Annotated in this window: 20 protein-coding genes and 1 riboswitch; of the genes, 9 read left to right on the plus strand and 11 right to left on the minus strand. The window is 38.4% G+C overall.

Translation table 11 applies throughout. The features are described 5' to 3' along the window. Window positions 1-2 precede the first annotated feature (2 nt). Window positions 3-1,862: a TonB-dependent receptor plug domain-containing protein gene (locus ACG9ZL_RS01850; protein WP_419358865.1), complete on the minus strand. Its 1,860-nt coding sequence runs from the start codon at window positions 1,860-1,862 to the stop codon at window positions 3-5. Between the two features lie 36 nt (window positions 1,863-1,898). Continuing rightward, window positions 1,899-2,105, minus strand: a riboswitch (cobalamin riboswitch). A gap of 142 nt (window positions 2,106-2,247) precedes the next feature. Here ACG9ZL_RS01850 and ACG9ZL_RS01855 point away from each other — a divergent pair. From ACG9ZL_RS01855 to ygiD, 8 genes are all read left to right on the plus strand, one after another. Then, a complete protein-coding gene (locus ACG9ZL_RS01855) occupies window positions 2,248-2,898 on the plus strand; it encodes a phosphoribosylanthranilate isomerase (RefSeq protein WP_419327643.1) in 651 nt (216 codons plus the stop codon). Then, on the plus strand, window positions 2,882-4,123 hold the full coding sequence (trpB, locus tag ACG9ZL_RS01860; RefSeq protein ID WP_004725964.1) for a tryptophan synthase subunit beta: 1,242 nt from the start codon (window positions 2,882-2,884) through the stop codon (window positions 4,121-4,123). The genes ACG9ZL_RS01855 and trpB overlap by 17 nt, the downstream gene beginning before the upstream one ends. 152 nt (window positions 4,124-4,275) lie before the next feature. Continuing rightward, window positions 4,276-4,995 carry a CPBP family intramembrane glutamic endopeptidase gene (locus ACG9ZL_RS01865; protein WP_419358867.1) on the plus strand — a complete coding sequence of 240 codons (720 nt, stop codon included), beginning with the start codon at window positions 4,276-4,278 and terminating at the stop codon, window positions 4,993-4,995. A gap of 9 nt (window positions 4,996-5,004) precedes the next feature. After that, entirely contained in the window at window positions 5,005-5,538 is a 534-nt protein-coding gene (locus tag ACG9ZL_RS01870; protein WP_419358869.1) for a DUF1543 domain-containing protein, read from the plus strand. A 199-nt stretch (window positions 5,539-5,737) separates the two neighbouring features. Next, the gene (locus ACG9ZL_RS01875) at window positions 5,738-5,926 is read left to right on the plus strand and encodes a hypothetical protein (RefSeq protein ID WP_336953590.1); all 189 of its coding nucleotides are present in this window, start codon (window positions 5,738-5,740) and stop codon (window positions 5,924-5,926) included. A 341-nt stretch (window positions 5,927-6,267) separates the two neighbouring features. After that, window positions 6,268-7,911 (plus strand): nitrite/sulfite reductase, encoded by a 1,644-nt coding sequence (locus tag ACG9ZL_RS01880; RefSeq protein ID WP_336953591.1) that lies wholly within the window; start codon window positions 6,268-6,270, stop codon window positions 7,909-7,911. Further along, on the plus strand, window positions 7,904-8,389 hold the full coding sequence (locus tag ACG9ZL_RS01885) for a DUF934 domain-containing protein (RefSeq protein WP_056512359.1): 486 nt from the start codon (window positions 7,904-7,906) through the stop codon (window positions 8,387-8,389). Before ACG9ZL_RS01880 ends, ACG9ZL_RS01885 begins: the two co-directional genes overlap by 8 nt. A 306-nt stretch (window positions 8,390-8,695) precedes the next feature. After that, the gene (ygiD, locus tag ACG9ZL_RS01890; RefSeq protein ID WP_419358872.1) at window positions 8,696-9,562 is read left to right on the plus strand and encodes a 4,5-DOPA-extradiol-dioxygenase; all 867 of its coding nucleotides are present in this window, start codon (window positions 8,696-8,698) and stop codon (window positions 9,560-9,562) included. Between the two features lie 183 nt (window positions 9,563-9,745). Here ygiD and ACG9ZL_RS01895 read toward each other — a convergent pair whose 3' ends face one another. The 4 genes from ACG9ZL_RS01895 to ACG9ZL_RS01910 form a co-directional block, all read right to left on the minus strand. Further along, window positions 9,746-10,366: a rhomboid family intramembrane serine protease gene (locus tag ACG9ZL_RS01895; protein WP_419358873.1), complete on the minus strand. Its 621-nt coding sequence runs from the start codon at window positions 10,364-10,366 to the stop codon at window positions 9,746-9,748. A gap of 83 nt (window positions 10,367-10,449) precedes the next feature. Next, window positions 10,450-10,890 (minus strand): VOC family protein, encoded by a 441-nt coding sequence (locus ACG9ZL_RS01900; protein WP_336953593.1) that lies wholly within the window; start codon window positions 10,888-10,890, stop codon window positions 10,450-10,452. Between the two features lie 143 nt (window positions 10,891-11,033). Beyond that, window positions 11,034-11,969, minus strand: a complete 936-nt coding sequence (locus ACG9ZL_RS01905; RefSeq protein WP_336953594.1) for a mechanosensitive ion channel family protein — start codon at window positions 11,967-11,969, stop codon at window positions 11,034-11,036. A 14-nt stretch (window positions 11,970-11,983) separates the two neighbouring features. Continuing rightward, a complete protein-coding gene (locus ACG9ZL_RS01910; protein ID WP_004725984.1) occupies window positions 11,984-12,805 on the minus strand; it encodes a DUF432 domain-containing protein in 822 nt (273 codons plus the stop codon). 111 nt (window positions 12,806-12,916) lie between these two features. Between ACG9ZL_RS01910 and gspE the strand changes: the two genes are divergently transcribed. Further along, the gene (gene gspE, locus ACG9ZL_RS01915) at window positions 12,917-14,404 is read left to right on the plus strand and encodes a type II secretion system ATPase GspE (protein WP_419358874.1); all 1,488 of its coding nucleotides are present in this window, start codon (window positions 12,917-12,919) and stop codon (window positions 14,402-14,404) included. A 600-nt stretch (window positions 14,405-15,004) separates the two neighbouring features. On the opposite strand, the gene ACG9ZL_RS01920 is transcribed toward gspE, so the two are convergent. From ACG9ZL_RS01920 to ACG9ZL_RS01945, 6 genes are all read right to left on the minus strand, one after another. After that, on the minus strand, window positions 15,005-15,430 hold the full coding sequence (locus tag ACG9ZL_RS01920; RefSeq protein ID WP_419327637.1) for an organic hydroperoxide resistance protein: 426 nt from the start codon (window positions 15,428-15,430) through the stop codon (window positions 15,005-15,007). Between the two features lie 89 nt (window positions 15,431-15,519). Then, window positions 15,520-15,957, minus strand: coding sequence for a MarR family winged helix-turn-helix transcriptional regulator (locus ACG9ZL_RS01925; protein ID WP_419358876.1), 438 nt, complete (start codon window positions 15,955-15,957; stop codon window positions 15,520-15,522). A gap of 87 nt (window positions 15,958-16,044) precedes the next feature. Next, window positions 16,045-16,869: a carbon-nitrogen hydrolase family protein gene (locus tag ACG9ZL_RS01930; RefSeq protein WP_336953598.1), complete on the minus strand. Its 825-nt coding sequence runs from the start codon at window positions 16,867-16,869 to the stop codon at window positions 16,045-16,047. A gap of 32 nt (window positions 16,870-16,901) precedes the next feature. Next, complete coding sequence (gene gigB, locus ACG9ZL_RS01935) at window positions 16,902-17,426, minus strand: anti-anti-sigma factor GigB (RefSeq protein ID WP_016539397.1); 525 nt, start codon at window positions 17,424-17,426, stop codon at window positions 16,902-16,904. A 113-nt stretch (window positions 17,427-17,539) separates the two neighbouring features. Continuing rightward, the gene (gene gigA / locus ACG9ZL_RS01940; protein ID WP_004725998.1) at window positions 17,540-18,508 is read right to left on the minus strand and encodes an RsbU family protein phosphatase GigA; all 969 of its coding nucleotides are present in this window, start codon (window positions 18,506-18,508) and stop codon (window positions 17,540-17,542) included. A 123-nt stretch (window positions 18,509-18,631) separates the two neighbouring features. After that, complete coding sequence (locus tag ACG9ZL_RS01945) at window positions 18,632-19,585, minus strand: MlaA family lipoprotein (RefSeq protein WP_419358879.1); 954 nt, start codon at window positions 19,583-19,585, stop codon at window positions 18,632-18,634. Window positions 19,586-20,096 lie beyond the last annotated feature (511 nt).

Genomic DNA, 20,096 nt, shown 5'->3' on the forward strand with positions numbered 1-20,096 from the left:
TTTTAGTAGCGGAAAGTTACCCCAGCAGATGCAAGTCGACCACCGTTGATATAGTAAACACCACTACCGTTATATGCTGTCTTATAATTAACATCACCAATGTTTTCAATATTGGTAAAGAGTTTAATCATTGGAGTCGCTTGCCAGTAAGCATTGACATTAGTACTAACATAACCAGGCGTTGTGGTTGGTGTGGTCGATGGATAATCTGCAAAATCTTTTGAATTAGATTTTGCGACGACAGATGCAGAAATACCATATACGCCATCATCCCAACCTGTAGTTAGAGTTAAACTTTGGCGTGGTCGGCGAGTCAAATCTTTTTTAGTTTCATCATCTTTTGCTTGAACATAAGCATAAGTTGTAGTTAAAAAGAGTTTATCTTGTTGCCATTTAAATGAAGCTTCACCACCAGTAAAGTTTGCTTTATTTACGTTAACTAATTTACCCGTCTGATAACTAATCAGGTTGTCTACTTTATTGCGATAGATAGATAAACCTAAATCAATATTATGATTGAGTTTTTGATCGACACCGATTTCATAAGAAAAGCTTTCTTCTGGTTTTAAATCAGGATTTGCTCCCCAAGAAATTGCATATAAATCATTGGTTGTTGGTGCACGAAAAGCTGATCCCACATTTGCATAGATGCTTGTAAGTGGTAAAACTTGATAACGAACAGCACCTTGACCCACTGTGTGTGTACCAAACTTATCGTTGTCTTCTACACGAATACCGACTTGAGTTTCTAGACCATTGTGTTGATATTGATGCTGTGCAAAATAGCCAATAGTATCTACAGATTCTTTGTATTTAACATCTTGTCCGCCAAACAGATTTTTCGAATAAACATCACCTTTAATATCTTTAAAGGTTGAGCCGAATAAAATGTTTTGAGCAGGTGTCATTTGCCATTTTGTATAGAGCTCAGCTTCTTTGGTTGTACTATGTACATAATCTGGAGAACTATTTTGCTCAATATTGTCTTTAAATTGCGAAAGTCGGGCATGAAGTGCGACATTACCTAAAATATCGACTCGACCTTTTACATTAATGATTTCGTTTTTAAAATCTTGAGAAACAAGATTACCGTAATTGTCATAATCGCTATAGCCTTGATTTTCACTATAATCGACTGAGGCTGCATAGCGCTCTTTTTCAACACCTATTTTGGCACTATAACCCTTTTGATCAAAACTTGCTTTCTTGTTGTTTTTTGCATCTGTTACAGGAGTACCATCAGTTTCTAGGCGTTGTCCGCGAACTTGGGCATAGAAACCATCTTGAGCAAGATCAGCCCCAATCACTGCCTTATAGGTGTTATTTTCACCCATTTCACCAGTAACAAAAGCGCCTGTTTTTTCAGGTGTTTTGGAAATCAGCTGAACTACACCACCAATCGCATCGGCACCATATAAAACTGAAGCAGGTCCTTTTAATACTTCAATTTGTTTAATATCTGTTGTATCAATAAAAGGTAAAGATGCTGCACCAGCAGTATTTGAGTTTAAGCGAACGCCATCTCTTAAAAGTAAAGTATGGTTAGAGTTTGTACCACGTAAGAAAATAGCAGCTGTTTGTCCATAGCCACCGCTTTGTACCATATTGATAGAAGCATCGTTCTGTAATAGTTGCGGTAAAGATGCTATTGGTGATTGTTCAAGAATCTTCGGCTCAATAATATTGATTCGAGCAGGAACTTCACTGATTTTTTGCTCAGTACGAGATGCTGTGACAACGATTGTATCGAGTTTCGAATTTGCTTCTGAATTTGAAGAAGTATCTGCAAAAGCAGTAGAAGATAACCCCATCGCAATAGCGACAGCACCTACAAGTGCAGTAGGTTTAAAAATAACAGACATGATATGCTCCATACATTCACTCCCCGTGAATGATTGAGTTTAAGGGCACAACAAGTTGGTATCCGGACTTAAATATAGAACCTAACGTGATTCAGATTATTCCACCTTCCCACAAAGCATTGCAGTGGTGTAAGCCTTTTGACTTATAAAGAATAATATTTTCATTTTACCGTTGCGGGGGCAGTGTTGGATTTTCACCAACTTCCCAAAGCCTTAAGCTAGACTTGTTGCATTTGTGTGCAGTATAAAGTTTGTTTAGTGTATAAACAATGTAAAACAGATAATCCTATTGAACTTTAACGCAAGTGAATAAATTTGCTTTACAATGATTTGCTTAAAATACTGAAAAAATCAGTTTGATCTGAACAAATTCGAGTTCAAAGCTATGCGTACCCGTGCCAAAATTTGTGGGATTACACGACCCCAAGATATCCAAGCTGCTGTACAAGCAGGTGTAGATGCGATTGGTTTTGTGTTTTATGAACCTAGTCCACGTTATGTCACGATTGAATTGGCTCAGCAATTGGCGCAACTGATCCCACCGTATATCAACATTGTTGGATTATTTGTCAATGCCAGTGCACAAAACATTGCACAAGTATTAGAGCAGGTGCCTTTGGATATCATTCAGTTTCATGGTGATGAAACCGCACAACAATGTCAGCAGATCGCACAGTATAATAAGCGTCGTTGGTATAAAGCGATTCAGATTAAACCCGATGCAAAAAATTCAGATATTATTACGACAATTCAGCAATACCAACAGGCTGGCGCAAGTGCTATGCTTTTAGATGCATGGCATCCTGAACTGAAAGGAGGGACTGGACACAGTTTTGACTGGTCTCAATTCCCTAAACTCGATATTCCTTTAATTTTGGCAGGTGGTTTAAAACCTGAAAATATTGAAGACGCTATACAAACGACTCAAGCGTATGCAGTCGATGTCAGCGGAGGTGTAGAATCCGCAAAAGGTATCAAAGACCAACAACTCGTAGAACGATTTATGCAAGGAGTCCAACGTGGATCAGCAAAGTAATCAACAAAATAGTGTGATTGACTATACCCAATTCCCAGATCAAAACGGGCATTTCGGTATCCATGGCGGACGTTTTGTGTCAGAAACTTTAATGGCAGCTTTAGAGGATTTAGAGAAACTCTATTTCCGTATGAAAGATGATGCGCAGTTTCTGGCAGAATTCGACCGTGATCTCGCTTATTATGTCGGACGTCCTAGTCCGCTTTACTATGCTGAGCGATGGTCGAAAGAGTTGGGTGGTGCGCAAATTTATCTTAAACGTGAAGACTTAAATCATACAGGCTCACATAAGGTCAATAACACCATTGGTCAGGCGCTACTTGCGAAGCTTTCTGGCAAAAAACGTATTATTGCGGAAACGGGTGCAGGTCAACATGGTGTGGCGACTGCAACAATTGCCGCGCGTTTAGGTCTTGAGTGTGTGGTATTCATGGGGGCTGAAGACGTAAAACGTCAGGCCATGAATGTCTACCGTATGCGTTTACTTGGTGCAACAGTTGTACCTGTAGAAAGTGGTTCTAAAACATTAAAAGATGCCATGAACGAAGCAATGCGTGATTGGGTAACCAATGTAGATTCGACTTACTATGTGATTGGTACGGTTGCAGGTCCACATCCATATCCGCAATTGGTACGTGATTTCCAATCGATCATTGGTCGTGAAGCACGTAAACAAATTCAAGAGCAAGCAGGTCGTTTACCAGATGCTTTGGTTGCATGTGTCGGCGGTGGTTCAAATGCAATGGGCTTGTTCTATCCATTCTTAAATGATCAAGACGTCAAAATGTACGGTGTTGAAGCCGCAGGTTTAGGCATTGAAACAGGTAAACATTCAGCACCATTAAATGCAGGCCATGTTGGTGTTTTACATGGCAACCGTACTTATTTAATGTCAGATGAGCAAGGTCAGATTATTGAAACACATTCAATCTCAGCAGGCTTGGATTATCCTGGTGTGGGTCCTGAACATAGTTTCTTAAAAGACATGCATCGTGTGAATTATGTGCCAATTAATGATACAGAGGCTCTTCAAGGCTTCCGTGATTTGACTCATATTGAAGGGATTATTCCTGCATTGGAAAGTTCACATGCAATGGCTTATGTGACTAAACTCGCGCCAACAATGTCGAAGGATCAAATTATTATTGCGACGGTATCGGGTCGTGGTGACAAAGACTTAATGACTGTTGCACGTATTGATGGTGTTGAAATGGTCGAGATGTAATTCATCTTACTCGATCAATTTAAAAGCCTCTTTTATAGAGGCTTTTTTATTTCTGGACTAGACAGGATCATGGGGAAACTCTACAAAAAGCACATGGAAATCATGAGCTAAATTACCCAAAATTTAATGAAAATAATCGGTTAATTTTTTATATGCGTTTTTTACAACGGGTTCGAGCTGAACCTTTTCCTGAAAAAATTGTCTGGGGATGGAAAGACACATTTGCGATTTGTATCATCCCTTTAATTATTTTAAATGGCTTTATTTTAGAAAAAATCTTTGGAATCTCGATAGCTGTTAGTCTGGGTGATACCATTTTAAGAGGCGTGCTATTTATTTTAGTGTGCTACTTATATAAGGATATGTTGCTTACACATTGGCAAAAGTATAAACAGGCCTTTTGGCGCTCAAGTGTCTTGGTGGTGGTTGGTGCAATCGTGTTACAAGTAGTAATCACATTGACACGTCAGCTTTTACCCCTTGGGTCGAGTACACAAGAAAAAGACCTGATTGACCCTGAATATATTCCTTTTCTCAGTCTGTTGATCATTAGCTTGGGTCCACTATTTACTGCGCTTTTAGAAGATATTGTGTTTCGCTATACTTTATTGCAAAAGTTATTTATCCAAGCGTGGTTATGGCGCATTGTACTGATTATATTGAACTCTATATTATTTGGTCTGATCCATTATTATAATTTTGATGGAAATTTAATCTCGACAATCAGCTTTATGAGTGCAGGTTTATTTTTAAATCTGATCTATTTGTGGACACGCAATATTTGGCATGTATTACTCATTCATTTTTTGAATAATGCCATATTATCTGTGGGTGGGATTTTATTATTAAAACTTGTTCAAACATTAACTTAGTGACTGAATATGTCTAGTTTATTTATTGTTATGCTGGGTGGCCGTCATGCACGTGCCAATGTTGAGGTTCATGATGTGGTGCTTGCCGTGGGCGATTCGCTTGAAGAGGTTTATCCTCAATTAAAAAATGCGTGGTTTGGTGAGCAACAGGGTTTACACATCGACGCATGGCAAAAATTACAGGCTTTAGTGTTTGAAAATAAAAAATATCAAATACATTTTACTGATGCGCAACCGAATGTATCAGATCAGAAGCTTTGGCTGATTAATTTAGGCGGCTATGAAGCAAATGAGTTTGGTGAGTTACACCGCTATATCCTGATTGTTGCTCAAGATGCGATTGAAGCGAAAGCCAAGGGTAAACAGTATTTTGCAGGGCATTGGCAAAAGCCACATACCGATCGAGTTTTAGAGGTAGATGATTGTCTGGCGATAGATCAGGTATATGGCCGTTATGTGCAATTGGTTGAAGTAGATTTGAATGCTGATTTTCATGCAGAGCTTGACCAAAGTGTTTGGGAGAATACCTATTTGACCATCTGAATTGTCATCGTTTGATCTGCTTAAAAGGGCGTTGTATTGCAGCCTTAAAAGATTAAGCGGATCTTAATTTTAAAAAATTGACATCAATCATTGCATTGCTCTCTCATAATCTAGTCAGTGTAACAACAGAATCTTCGCAATGTTTTCAGCAAGTATGCATAGACTTGAAACTCAAACAAAACACTGCGGAGTATGATCAATGAGTGGTTTATTAGACGAGTTAGGTAAAATTGCAGGTGCAGTGATTGCTGAGCAAAGTGTCGATAAGTTAGATCCTGATGCTGGCTTGCTAGAAAAAGCAGCTGGCGCATTTGCAGGTTATGAAGTCGCAAAAATTGCCGAAGATAAATTAGAAAATAGTGATGAGCAGCAGAAACCAGAGTATTAATTCAAAATCGCTAAACTCAGCTTTGGGCATTGATCTTAATCAATCCTGTATAAGATCAATAAACTACAGGGTTGAACAAGTTCAGTATTGGGATGACAGCTGTGATTAAAGAGAGGGCATATTCGATATGCTCTTTTTATTATCTGAAATAAAGATAAGCAATGAAGAAAAACATCCATAACGTAATAAAAGTATGCTTTGCCCGTAAAGCATTGCCAATTCGATCTTTGCACAATGCTTATCAATAAAATCGCTATAAAATATGGAAAAAAAGCATTTCTTTGATAGATCAATACTCGTTATATTGTGCATCGTTATAATGAAACTACTAGCTGTACGCCATGTATTTATATACTGATTTCGATCAGCAACTGATCAATGAACGTGTTGCACAATTCCGTGATCAAACGGAACGTTATTTAGCTGGAAAACTCACTGAAGATGAGTATCGTCCATTACGATTACAAAATGGTTTATACGTACAGCGTTATGCGCCAATGCTACGTATTGCTGTACCTTACGGTTTAATGAACTCTAAACAATTGCGTAAAGTTTCAGAGCTTGCCAAAGAATATGATCGTGGTTATGCACACGTTTCGACACGTCAGAACATTCAGTTTAACTGGCCTGCGCTAGAAAATGTGCCTGATATGTTAGAAGGTTTAGCTTCTGTTCAGATGCATGCGATCCAAACTTCAGGAAACTGTATCCGTAATACCACAACTGACCAATATGCTGGTGTCGTTGCTGGGGAAATTGCAGACCCACGCCCAACATGTGAATTGATTCGTCAGTGGTCTACATTCCATCCTGAGTTTGCATTTTTACCACGCAAGTTCAAAATTGCAGTTTCTGCACTTGAAGAAATTGATCGTGCAGCAACTTCATTCCATGACATTGGGGTGTATTTAACCCGTAATGATGCGGGTGAGTTGGGTTATAAAATCAAAGTAGGTGGTGGTCTAGGTCGTACACCTATCATAGGTTCTATGATTCGTGAGTGGTTGCCACGTGAAGATTTAATTGCTTATTTAGAAGCAGTTCTTCGTGTTTATAACTTGCATGGTCGCCGTGACAATAAATATAAAGCCCGTATTAAAATTTTGGTTAAAGCACTAACACCACAAGTTTTTGCTGAAAAAGTTGAAGCTGAATTTGCTGAAACAATTAAAACCTTGAAAGTTCAACCTGAAATTTTGCAAAAATTAGACGAAGAGTTTATGCCGTTTGATTATCAAAATTATGCAGATGAAGATTTCAGTGGCTTATTTGCTGAATATCCAAAGTTTAAACAGTGGTTCAATATCAATACTAATGCACACAAAGTTGCAGGCTACCGTATTGTCACTATTTCACTGAAACGTGCAGGTATTGCACCAGGTGATATGACTGTTGAAGAAATGAATTTGATTGCAGATCTTGCAGACAAATATACATTTGGTGAATTACGGACCACACACGAACAAAATATTTCCTTGGTCGATGTACCTCAGAAAGATTTATTTGAATTGTGGCAAACGCTTGAAAAGAATAATCTTGCTCGTGCACATATTGGTTTTATTACCGATATCATTTGTTGCCCAGGCGGTGACTTCTGTTCATTGGCAAATGCGAAATCTATTCCAATTTCTGAAGCCATTACACGTCGTTTTGATGACTTAGATACAGTCTATAACTTAGGTCATATCGACTTAAACATTTCAGGTTGTATGAATGCTTGTGGTCATCACCATGTCGGCAATATTGGGATTTTGGGTGTGGATAAAAAAGGCGCTGAATTCTATCAAATTACCTTGGGTGGAAATGCAGACCATGACGCTTCAATTGGTGATATTTTAGGACCATCATTTGCAGCAGAATCTGTACCTGACATTATTGATGAAATTTTAAATACTTATCTTGATCTTCGTAACGAAGGTGAAGAATTTATTGAAACTTATCGCCGAGTGGGTATTCAACCTTTTAAGGAGCGCGCATATGCTTAATACCGCACTTCAAGTCCTCTCTAAAGATGGCACTGTTGCAGACAATACCTATCAAATCATTGCTGAAGATGGAGTATTGCCACAAGGTGATGTGTTGTTGACCGTTGAGCAGCTGGATCAGCTTGCGAATGTGACGGGGAAAAAAGCACTATTTCTTACCGTAGATGCTTCACCTGAAACCAATGCGTTTCCATTAGATCAGTTAGATGCGATCTTTATTGATTTCGCCGGTTTTAATGATGGTCGTGGTTATTCATTTGCTGCGTTGTTACGTCGCCAAGGCTATACAGGCGATCTTCGGGCAACAGGCGATGTGTTTAAAGATGTTTTGAACTATATGAAGCGTTCTGGTTTCGATACTTTTGTTGTGAAAGAAGGTAAAGATATCCATGAGGCAGCAGCAGGTTTAGGTGATTTTACTCATCCTTACCAAGCCTCTACAGCTGTACCAAAAGCACATTATCAAACAGGTGCTTGATTGTATTAAGTACTGATTTTGAAATGAAAGCCGAACGAAAGTTCGGCTTTTTATTGTTCTCAAGTTAAAGCTGGTGTAGCCATTGCTTATTATGAATATGATATGAACGACATAAATTGGTATTCGGCTTTATCTGTATCGTGCCCAAATCAATATTGATTCAACATAAGATCATCTGTTAGTAAAACCTTTCTCTGATTAAAACTATTGATAAAAATTTCATCGTTGCATTTTTGCAATGTTGTAGGCTGGAAAAGTCTATATATCTACAACAATGAACAGCAGATAATTAAACAAAGATGATTCATGGTGGATGAAATGTTAAATCAAACAATGGGTGACTTATCGCTACTCAAAGGCTGGAACGCAACTTTACCCAATACTGAAGTCATGCCTGTACTATTTTTGGGACATGGTTCACCCATGAATGCGATTCAAACCAATGATTTTACCCGTACTTGGAACAGCATTGGTGCAGAAATGGACGTACAGCCCACAGCAATTTTATGTATTTCCGCACATTGGCTTACCCAAGGTGGTACTGCCGTCACTGCAATGCAACAACCGAAAACCATTCATGATTTTGGTCGTTTTCCTCAAGCTTTGTTTGATGTGCAATATCCTACTACTGGAAATAAAGCTTTGGTTGAGGCAACAACTGAAGCAATTCACAGTATAGAAATTCATCATGATCATAGTTGGGGATTAGATCACGGAACATGGGGCGTGTTATGTCATGTATTCCCACAAGCCAATATTCCTGTTGTTCAATTGAGTGTCGACTATAGTCAAGGTGCCCAATATCATTATGACTTGGCTAAACAATTAGCGCAGTTACGTCGTAAAGGGGTATTGATTGTTGCCAGTGGTAATCTCGTACATAACCTAAGCAAAATTGCCTTTGATAAATTTGATGATCATTATGGTTATGATTGGGCTTTAGAAGCTGATGCAAAGATGAAAAATTTCTTAGCCACGCATAACCATCAAGCTTTAATTGACTGGCAAAAGCAAGGTGCTGAGTTTTTATTGTCGATCCCCACACCTGATCACTATTATCCGATGTTATATGCCTTAGGCTTACAGGAAGAGAAAGATGAGTTACATATTTTTAATGATCAAGCCGTCGCTGGTTCATTAACCATGACCTCATTTCGACTTGATCAACATTAATTTTAAATGTTAACAATATAAAAGTTGGGTTTAAGAATTCAACTTTTATAGTATTGGTGAAATTGTGTTAGTCGTATTTATTCTCTCAAGATAGAACGCTTTTAAGATCATTGTGCAATTTTCAAATATTGAGGTCTTACTTCCTTACAGAACAGTTTAGATATCACTGAATCCATATGAAATTTAGAATAAAGGCGAATTAATAAACTTATAGAAAAATGCTGTAGCTAATGATGGTTCTAACAGTAAAGGAAATAAGAAACCATAGATTGCACCGGTAATATGCGCGCGGTGATCGATTAATGGCGAATGTCCTGAACGGATTGCATACAGGCTATAGCATAAATAAATCGTCCCAAAAATAATCGCGGGCACAGGTAAAATATAGATATAAAGCATGCCCCAAGGGTTAAACAGAATCGCACTAAATAATACTGCATTAACGGCACCTGAAGCCCCTAAACTTCGGTAGGAATTTAGGGTTCGATTATGTAAATAGCTGGGAATCGTAGCAATGATGATGGCGCTGCAATAAAATAAGACAAAGCCCATACCACTTAAGTAATCACGGAAAAACCATTCAACATTTCGTCCAAAGAAGTACAAGGTAAACATATTGAAAAATAAATGCATACCATCTTTATGGATAAAACCATGGGTTAAAAAGCGATCATATTGACCATGCTTAATCGCTGAAACATTGAAAATCAAACGATTCATTACATTGCGTTGTTGCCAAGCAATAAAAGAAATCGCAAGTGTGATTAAAATAATCAGAAGGGTATGGGTAAGACCAGTGATCATATTGTTATAAATGACGTTGTTATCGTAACAGCAATATAACCTATATCATTGTCAATCAATAGGCTATCGCAATATTCAGTTCATTATCCTTCACTCAGTTGACAGTTTACCATCCAGCGAATACCAAACTGATCGGTGAAAGCACCATATAAAGCACCCCAAAATGTAGGTTCTAGTGCCATTTCAATATGCCCATTGGCAGAGAGTGCTGTAAATAATCGCTGTGCTTCATCCGCTTCATGAGCTTCTAAGTTGATCGAAATATAATGGTTGGTGCCTTTGCTGAAAGCCGCAGTATTAGGCGCGCAAAACTGTTTGCTGGTGTCTGAACCCATCAACACGGTAAACTCATTAATCGGTAAAGAAACATGTAAAATATAGTTTTTTTCTTGGTCTGGCACTTGGACATCGGGTAGTTCGGAATAACGTTTTAAAAATGAAAATTCACCACCAAAAACAGATTTATAAAAATTAAAAGCGGCTTCAGTCTGGCCTTCAAAGTTTAAATAGTGATTGAGTTGCATTGTGATTGTCCATTTTGTTGTTTTGAAGTGATTAATTTATCAGCTCATGGTTTAAAACTTGATGAATATTTTGTAATTGAAAATAAGAATCCCTCAATCATAAATGAGGGACTCTTATTTTCTAGATTATCGCTTTTGTCTGCTTAAAGTTGTTTATCTTGTTGTTGCTCTAATTTTAATTCCTGTTTATTGGCATAACCGTCAATATCTTCATTTTGAAGAACTTCATTTGGATTTGGACGATCTACAAAGCCAATTTTTGGTACAGGGATTTCAATCTGATTTTCCACAAAACGATTACGGATTAACTCATGAATTTCATCTTTGACTTGTAGATAGTTTGCTTGCATACACCACAGTGCAAATAAAATTTCAATGGAGGATTCTCCAAAGGCAGAAACAGTCACACGTGGTTTTGGATCTGCTAAAACCAACGGGTAATCGTTGGCAACATCAATTAAAACTTCACGAACTTTATTGATGTTCTCATTAAAGTTAATTGCAACTGTAATCGACAATCGCCGTATCGGGAATTTTGATAGATTATGTACAGGGGCGCGAATCAATTGCTCATTGGGGAGGCGCACATAGACATTATCCATGGTCAAAAGCTTCACGGAAAGTAAGTCAATGGAAATCACTTCACCTTCAATGGTATGTCCACGAATCAGGGTGATTTGAATTGTATCGCCAACTTCAAATGAACCTTCGCCAATTAAAAATAAACCACTGATTAAATTCGATGCTGAAGTTTGTGAAGCAAAACCCAATGCAACAGTTAAAATCCCTGCTGCACCTAAAAATACGCTGAGTTTAAAGCCCGCTTCTTTTAAGCTGGCGATCACAAACAGTAAGAAAATAAAATAAAAAATACCTCTACGCCAAACCAAACGTTGATGTGCATTAAAGCGTGCACCTATGGTGCGGATAAAGGTATTGGAAATAACACGTGCCAGTACAAAACCAACAAAGCAGAGGATCAGAGCAACAGCAATTTCACTTAAGCGGTCGACATTTACATTGGTAAAGATGCCTTTTAGGCTATTGGCAATGTCTTTGGGAATATTGGATTCAGCCATTTTTACCTCATCCCTTAGAAAAATGAATCAAACATATTGAACAAAGCGCCACCTGGTGAGCGTGGCGGATGTACATAAATCACTTCGCCGGCCAAAGGTGGTGTACGATTTTCAATTCTTACACGGGCAGGGCGGTCATTGCCTTCATACACGACCTTGATTTGTGATGTCCATAAACGTCCTGTGCTTTCACTATAAAATAAAGGTAGCGCAGGAACAGGCACATTCATACGGTCAAATCGAAGCTGATGACTACTGACGTTGTGGAAATCAATCGGTGTTACTGCACGAAAGGCACGTGGACGTAATAAATTTAATTCGGTACGACCATCGACTGAGGTGGCATAACACATTTCACCTGTGCGGTGATCAGGGCCAAACCATGTATCCTTAGGTAAAATTACGGGAATATCAAATAAGGGTTCTTTTTGGGCTTGCACAAAACCTGAAATCCACAGGGGTGTACTGATGTAGAGTGTACCGCGTTGGCCTGCTGGAATATAAATTGGATCGACAGGACGAATCACTACAGAGCGATCAGCTAAACGGGGCATGAGTTGAAACGCTTTATGGGTCTCGCGAAACATATAGCGTTCAACATGTACAGGTTCAGGAAAACCAAAATTTACATCATGGATTTTATGCCATTGCTGTTCATAGTCATATTGGAATTTTGGACGATAATATTCCAAGCGCCATTCTTGCAGACCACGAGTAATGCGCATCATCATAGAACCAAATTGCCATGCTTTGGATTGGTTCAATTCAAACAGTTGTTCTCCCCACCACTTTAAATCAGGGAGTTCTGGTTCCAGATGTTCTTTCTTCTTAGACAAAAGTGTTTATCCCATTCATAAAATCATCATCAAATCTTTAACAAACAGACTTCACGCTGTCATGAGCATAGAGTACACTCAAAGCAATTTAAATCATTAATATAAGTTGTAATGCAAGTTCTCAAACAATTACAAATACCATATAGTTTTGCAAAACGGCATGGAGTGCTGTTGCGTTATGAAGGTGATCAAGTTTTTATTGTTCGCCGTCAGGATACCGCACAAATTGCGATTCAGGAAGCCCGCCGCTATCTCGGTCGTACAGCACAACATCAATTATGTAATGAAACTGAGTTTAATCACATGCTCAGTTCAAGCTATGCAGGTGAAACGGGCGAATCACAACAGGTTGCCGCTGGTCTTGAAGATCACCCTGATCTATTGAGTCTGGCCGATCAGATTCCTGAAACTGAAGATTTGATGGATCAGGAAGATGATGCACCAATTGTGCGACTCATCAATGCTTTATTGTCTGAAGCGATTCGAGTCGGGGCTTCAGATATTCATGTTGAAGCCTTTGAAAAGAAATTATCTGTTCGCTTAAGGGTAGATGGGCAATTGCGTGAAATCGTACAGCCTCGTCGTGAACTTGCGCCATTGTTGGTATCGCGTATTAAAGTTATGGCAAAACTCGATATTGCAGAAAAACGTATTCCACAAGATGGTCGTATTTCTTTACGTCTTGCAGGACGTGAGGTGGATGTCCGTGTTTCGACCTTGCCATCGTCGCATGGTGAACGTGTCGTTATGCGTTTGTTGGATAAACAAGCGGGTCGACTCAACATGACCCATTTGGGTTTAATGAAGCCTGACTATGAGCGTTTAACCCAATTGGTTCATCGTCCACATGGCATTATTCTAGTCACTGGCCCTACAGGGTCGGGTAAAACGACGACTTTGTATGCCGCGCTTTCTGATTTGAATGATGGTTCTAAAAATATCCTCACTGCTGAAGATCCGATTGAGTATCAACTTGAAGGGATTGGGCAGACTCAAGTGAATACCAAAGTGGATATGACCTTTGCCCGTGCGTTAAAAGCCATGCTTCGTCAAGATCCAGATGTGGTGATGGTGGGGGAGATCCGTGATTTGGAAACGGCTGAAATCGCAGTTCAAGCCTCTTTAACAGGTCACTTAGTTTTGTCTACGCTACATACCAATACTGCAATTGGTGCTGTGACCCGTTTAAAAGATATGGGCATTGAACCCTTCTTATTATCCAGTTCATTGATTGGGGTGATTGCCCAGCGTTTAGTTCGGACATTGTGTTCTCATTGTCATACATGGCGTGAAGCAGATGACTTTGAAAAAGATGTGTTTAAACCTGTGAGTTTAGAATCGAATTTAAAACTACCTGTACCGAATGGTTGTGATTTTTGTTCCCATACGGGCTTTACAGGACGTACTGCGATTTATGAAATTGTGCCGATTGATGAGCAGATGCGCCGTTTGATTCATGGTAATGCAGCAGAATATGAGCTTGAAGAATATGCACGTAAAGATGCAGGTTCAATTCGAGATGATGGTTTACGTAAAGTATTAGCGGGTAAAACCACAATGGAAGAGGTTTTACGTGTTACCAATGAAGCGGCTGAATAATTGAAAATTATTTATCTATCTTTTTAAAATTTTCTCAGAGTATGCTTTAGGCTTTATAATTTAGCTATAAATTCTACAGAGCCTTTAGTTACTTTTATAAGTATAGTTTCTGGTTCGTTCTCAGGTGTTAAAATAATCTGCTTATTTATTAAATTCGAAATACAAATCATGTAGTTGATGATTTTTTCATGGTCTTGTAGTGAATTAATATCATTTGGATTAATATCATTTTCAATTTTGTCGACTAAGAAAAAATGATTATTTATCTGAGTTTTGTCTAAATAGAGATTAGCATGTCAACATAGATTATGAGCGTCATTTAAACATTCTTGAAGGACTTCAAAATTAATTTGGCTCTCATTCTTTTGTGTCTGCTGGTTAAGCCATTTGATTGTATAATTTTCATTTACAAAGGCAGTCCATTTTTTAGGTCTTTAATATTAGTATCGAATATATAAAGGTCTCTTAGAGTATCATCGCAATAATATATTTTATCTTTTAGTTCTACCCAGTCCATAAAAAACCAACCAGAAAAATAAAAGTAAGCATTACCCCTACCTAAAAATAAATTTATACTTCTAGGTAGGTTTTATCATAGCATTAAACAATCACATTCAATGTCACATCAATATTGCCACGAGTCGCATTTGAATATGGACAAACGATATGTGCAGCATCTACTAATTTCTGTGCTTCTTCTTGCTCTAAACCTTCTAAATGAATATTTAAAGTCACTTGAATACCAAAACCAGTAGTAATTGGACCAATACCAACATCACCTTCGATATAAACATCTGGGGTAATTTTTAAATGATCACGATTTGCAACGAACTTCATCGCACCAAGGAAGCAAGCAGAATAACCTGCTGCAAAAAGTTGTTCAGGATTGGTACCACCACCAGCCCCGCCCATTTCTTTAGGCACTGCTAATTTAACATCTAAAATTCCGTCTGATGATGTTGCACGACCATCACGACCGCCAGTTGCTTTTGCATGTGCTGTATAAACCACTTTTTCTAAAGACATCGGAAATCTTCCATTTTTGATTGTGTTCAATTATATCGTATACGATATAAATATTTAAACAAGTAGCGTTTGTGTAAAATTTGATAACTTTAGTTTGAAATATTTTCGCGTAAATTTGAAAGAAGATCTTTCAATTGAGTAATGCTGTCTAAATCACAAGCACTGGCTTGAGCAACTTGTAATGGAATATCCACTGCTTTTAATTTTAGTGCATGACCTTCAGCAGTGAGGCTGATAATCACTTGACGTTCATCTTTCGTAGAACGTTCGCGGTTAACAATACCATTACTTTGTAATTTTTTGAGTAAGGGGGTAAGCGTAGATGATTCTAAAAAGAGTTTTTCACCGATTTCAGACACAGTTAGACCATCTTTTTCCCAAAGCACTAACATAACTAAATACTGTGGATAGGTCAGTCCTAGTGGTGTTAGTAATTTACGATAAAGTTGATTTAATGCTAAGTTTGTAGAGTAAACAAGAAAGCAGAGTTGATGATCAAGATTTAAGTTTGAATAGTCTTGTTGCATGCTTGTCTCGTGAAGATATTACGCCTCACAAGTATAACGTTGTTTTGTCTTGTTCAGGAAATAAAAGTCATTAATGGCAATACGGACTTAGAATGACATCAATTTGCGATGTTGCATTAAAGGCATTGATTCACGAATTGAGCGCTGCTCATTCAAATTAAAAGGAACTGTCATCAATTGCGCACCTTCTGCATCTGTGATCGCTAAAATTTGTCCACGACTATTAGTTGCGCCAGCATGTCCCCAGGTTTGACGTTTTTCACCATGCCAACCTTGTTGTGCTGCACCTAAAACATGACATTGACTGTCCATCGCACGTGCTTGAAGTAATAACTGCCAATGCATTTGGCCTGTGGTATAGGTAAATGCAGCTGGTGCAGTCAAAATATTTGCACCTTGCGCTCTCAAGGTGAGTGCAAGTTCTGGAAAGCGTAAGTCGTAGCAAACCATCAAACCGATTTGTCCAAAAGGTGTTTTCGCGACAACAACATCACTGCCTGGTTCAAAAAACTGAGATTCTTGATACCCGCCAACAGCGTCACCCACGTGTACATCAAACAAGTGAATTTTGTCATAACGTGCTTCAGTGCCTTCTGGACTGATACATAGGCTGACAGTACGAACTCGACCATCAGCAATAATTGAACCATCTGGACGGAAAGGGCAAGGTAAAGTCCCTGCAACAATCCATATTTGATAATGATGTGCTAAGTTTTCTAAACGCTTTTGAATTTCTTCAAAACGTGCAGCAGTTTCCCGTTGTTTACCTGCGGCAAAGCAGACAAAATTTTCAGGAAACACAATCAAAGAAGCGCCATCAGCTTTACTTTGTTGTATCAACGACTCAATCACACTGAAGTTTGCTTCGATGTCATTTTGAGAGTTCATTTGAACAACGGAAAGTAAAGTCATGGGCTATCCCTGATAAAGCAATCTTGAGATGATTAAGCGTTTTGCTGGTTTGAAGATACACATTCCATAGTATCTTGCTGCTTTTCAAGTTGTTTAACTAATGGCTCGAACATATTTTGGTTGTTTTCATTGAGCTTCATTAAAGTTTTATGTGCATCGAGAACGGTACACAGCATTGTGCTGTGATTAACATTATCGTCAATCAAAGCATTGGTGCACACTTGAGGGTCACCACAGTAATTTAAAATGACAAAAACCTGCCCTAAGCCCATGCTATTGGCTAGAGTGGTAATATCTGGATTTGTGGACAGCATCACCGCTTGGATGTGGTGTACTTGTTTCAACTTTAAGCCAAGCTTGGCAAGTATTCCAAGAACTGTACTATCAATAAATGTGGTTTGGGTTAAATCAACAATTGCGCCAATGACGTTTTTTTGTTGTTCAATCCTTGCCAAAAGTTTGTCTAAACTAATACAAGATTGGGCTCGCACTTCACCAATAAGTTTGAAAATATGCGTTCCATTCAAGCTTGCATATTCAACATGACCTGTTGACATATAAATGCCATTTGCAGAGAAGGATAGGAAAATTATCACATAGCGTAAGTCTATACTCAAGCGTTTGCGTATAGGTTATTAGTCTAATTTGTTATATATGTTTGATTATATTGTTAATTCATTCTGCGGAGACTGAGGATTGCTATGTCATCTGCTACATGTTCTGGTGCACGGAATGATTGATTTTGCAAATGATAGACCAATTGTGAGAACTGTTCATTCAAACCACCCGAGAATGGTTCAAGGGCACCATCAGAACAAATAATAAACCGCGCATGCTTAGTTAAGGTACATTGAAACTCTTCAACCTCTAAGTCTTCGGTGAGTCCTAAAGGAAAACTGCTGGTATTCAAAACACGAGGGGCTTGGTTGGGTTCAAAAATAATGGGGGGAGGGTAATGCCCTGCACTTGACCATTTTAAAGCATGTGTTTCTAGATTTAGAATGCCAGCCAACATTGTGATATGTTTTTCAATATTTTCTTGAACCAGCATACCATTGAGTTTTTTAATCAATTCTCTTGGTGTTTTCGAGCGACCATGAAAGGCAGCCATCCAAGATGTCAGTAAAGAGCTGGTTACCCCATGACCCGATACATCGGCCAAATAGAACATGATTTCTTTATCACTGATTTTCCAGTAATCATACCAGTCACCAGACAAATACGCAGAAGGCTGGAAAAGCGTCTCAACTTTATAGTTTTGTAGTTCAATTGGATTTGGAAGAAGTTTTTTTTGTAGTTCTGCGGCAGAAGGTAAATCACGGCTATCTTGATTACGTTTATATTGCGCATCAATTTTTAATAAAGAATCTTCAAGATTTGCGGGAAGCTTGGTCCAGATCCAACCCGCAAGGGCGCCAAGCTCCCATGCTTGGGAAAGTTCGCTTCCTTCATTTTCTTGCGCAATCACAATGGTAGGCAAAGCCCATTGGTACTGTAAAAAATCGTGGACGTCTGCAATTGCAATAATTGTTGGATCATAACGATGAATGTCTTCAATGGTAATCATCTGCAAGCTAGGAAGCGTATCTAATACTTGTTCTAAGCTTGAAATTTGGCGACTGGGTTGAATGAAATACATAGAAGAAATGAATGATCCTTAATCGGTATAAAAGCATTATCCAGTAGATTTACTATAGATGACACCACAATGCTAGTAAAACCATATGAATTACTAGCAAATAAGTTTAACAAAATATTGTGGTTATTTGTCTGCGTTTGTATCAGCAGGGCTATTGCTATCATCCTCGTCATCATCTACAAACGCCACAGCTTCCTGTCCACGGCCTTTTTTCTCAGCGATTTGGAATGCTAAACGTTGTAAATAGATATCGCGAATTGCTGAGTAACGATCACCTTGCAATACACTTTCCACATCTAGAAGTTTAGAACGAGTATTAATCCCACCTAATGCACGGTTACCCCAGATTAAACCCGTTTGATGGTTGTTATCCATTGGATAGGTAAGCGGATTGGCATAACCTTCAGCAACATAATCAACTGAGTGACGAAGTGTGCTTGGCCCTAAGATAGGCAGCATGACATAAGGACCACTTGGAATACCGTAGTAACCTAATGTGGTACCTAAGCTTTCTTCTTCAGTTGCTAAACCTAAGCGAGTTGCAGGATCAGCTAAACCTAAAGAGCTGACGGTGTTAATGGTAAAACGACCTAGAGACTTGGCTGCACGACTAAAACGCCCTTGAGCAAGTTGGTTGACTGCATTCCATGGTTCACTTAAGTTTTTACGAAATAAACTATATGAAGAACGTACATCACCAGGCATTTTTGCTTTGTACTGAACAGCAATAGGTCGAGCAACATTACGGTCGATCATGTCATTAAACGCATAAATTTCACGGTTCAATGGTTGTAGTGGATCTTTTACAGCATCTGGTTGAGCTGCATTGGCATTCACTTTTAAGTCATTTTTTGTGATGTTTTTAAGCTCTCTAAGGGCTTCAATCCTTGGGTGTTTAGAAGCTGCTTCGTTTTCTAGTACCGAAGAATTCTCTTGAGACGACTTATCATCTGAATCAGAGTTTGTAGAAACAGCATTGTCCGAATTCTCTTGAGCAGATAATTCGTCTTGAGCAAATACATGGCTAGTCAGACCAATGCTAAGTAAACAAGCCCAAAGTACATGATAAGGACGCATAGAATTCCTTGAAATATTCTTAAAGTAAAAGTAGTCGATAATGATATAGCTATATTAAAGACTTCATAATCGTATTCTAACAGTAGTTATTGCATATGTATTAAAGCAAATTTGATTAAAAAGTGTGAATAAATATGATAAACGAACATTATTTGTTCGAACAATTAAAATAATTAAAAAAAGGGGTTGTGTTGGGAATGGAATGCTGTAGAATGCACATCCATCGGCGGTGATGTTAAATAAAACTTCTGATAAATCAGGCACTTGATTGAGTTGTTAAGATTTCGAATTGAGATTTTAAGATGAGATTGGAGTTGGGTTTGTTAGAAAAAATAATTAACATTATAGATTGACTTTTTAGAGATAGAGAGTAGTATAGCCGACCTAGCTTGATGCTGACGAAGCATTGAGAAGATCATTAAGAGAATATGAAGAACAACTTGTGTGGATTTTTACTAATTGATTGATCGAAATATTATCATTGATTGATTGGTTTAAATTACTCGAAGTT

The sequence above is a fragment of the Acinetobacter legionensis genome, assembly GCF_048551735.1.
Taxonomy (GTDB): domain Bacteria; phylum Pseudomonadota; class Gammaproteobacteria; order Pseudomonadales; family Moraxellaceae; genus Acinetobacter.

What these genes read in the sequence shown, in the direction of transcription:
- ACG9ZL_RS01850 (WP_419358865.1), bottom strand. Translation starts at nt 1,862, where the DNA reads ATGTCTGTTATTTTTAAACCTACTGCACTTGTAGGTGCTGTCGCTATT.
- ACG9ZL_RS01855 (WP_419327643.1), top strand. Translation starts at nt 2,248, where the DNA reads ATGCGTACCCGTGCCAAAATTTGTGGGATTACACGACCCCAAGATATC.
- ACG9ZL_RS01865 (WP_419358867.1), top strand. Translation starts at nt 4,276, where the DNA reads ATGCGTTTTTTACAACGGGTTCGAGCTGAACCTTTTCCTGAAAAAATT.
- ACG9ZL_RS01870 (WP_419358869.1), top strand. Translation starts at nt 5,005, where the DNA reads ATGTCTAGTTTATTTATTGTTATGCTGGGTGGCCGTCATGCACGTGCC.
- ACG9ZL_RS01875 (WP_336953590.1), top strand. Translation starts at nt 5,738, where the DNA reads ATGAGTGGTTTATTAGACGAGTTAGGTAAAATTGCAGGTGCAGTGATT.
- ACG9ZL_RS01880 (WP_336953591.1), top strand. Translation starts at nt 6,268, where the DNA reads ATGTATTTATATACTGATTTCGATCAGCAACTGATCAATGAACGTGTT.
- ACG9ZL_RS01885 (WP_056512359.1), top strand. Translation starts at nt 7,904, where the DNA reads ATGCTTAATACCGCACTTCAAGTCCTCTCTAAAGATGGCACTGTTGCA.
- ygiD (WP_419358872.1), top strand. Translation starts at nt 8,696, where the DNA reads ATGGTGGATGAAATGTTAAATCAAACAATGGGTGACTTATCGCTACTC.
- ACG9ZL_RS01895 (WP_419358873.1), bottom strand. Translation starts at nt 10,366, where the DNA reads ATGATCACTGGTCTTACCCATACCCTTCTGATTATTTTAATCACACTT.
- ACG9ZL_RS01900 (WP_336953593.1), bottom strand. Translation starts at nt 10,890, where the DNA reads ATGCAACTCAATCACTATTTAAACTTTGAAGGCCAGACTGAAGCCGCT.
- ACG9ZL_RS01905 (WP_336953594.1), bottom strand. Translation starts at nt 11,969, where the DNA reads ATGGCTGAATCCAATATTCCCAAAGACATTGCCAATAGCCTAAAAGGC.
- gspE (WP_419358874.1), top strand. Translation starts at nt 12,917, where the DNA reads ATGCAAGTTCTCAAACAATTACAAATACCATATAGTTTTGCAAAACGG.
- ACG9ZL_RS01920 (WP_419327637.1), bottom strand. Translation starts at nt 15,430, where the DNA reads ATGTCTTTAGAAAAAGTGGTTTATACAGCACATGCAAAAGCAACTGGC.
- ACG9ZL_RS01925 (WP_419358876.1), bottom strand. Translation starts at nt 15,957, where the DNA reads ATGCAACAAGACTATTCAAACTTAAATCTTGATCATCAACTCTGCTTT.
- ACG9ZL_RS01930 (WP_336953598.1), bottom strand. Translation starts at nt 16,869, where the DNA reads ATGACTTTACTTTCCGTTGTTCAAATGAACTCTCAAAATGACATCGAA.
- gigB (WP_016539397.1), bottom strand. Translation starts at nt 17,426, where the DNA reads ATGTCAACAGGTCATGTTGAATATGCAAGCTTGAATGGAACGCATATT.
- gigA (WP_004725998.1), bottom strand. Translation starts at nt 18,508, where the DNA reads ATGTATTTCATTCAACCCAGTCGCCAAATTTCAAGCTTAGAACAAGTA.
- ACG9ZL_RS01945 (WP_419358879.1), bottom strand. Translation starts at nt 19,585, where the DNA reads ATGCGTCCTTATCATGTACTTTGGGCTTGTTTACTTAGCATTGGTCTG.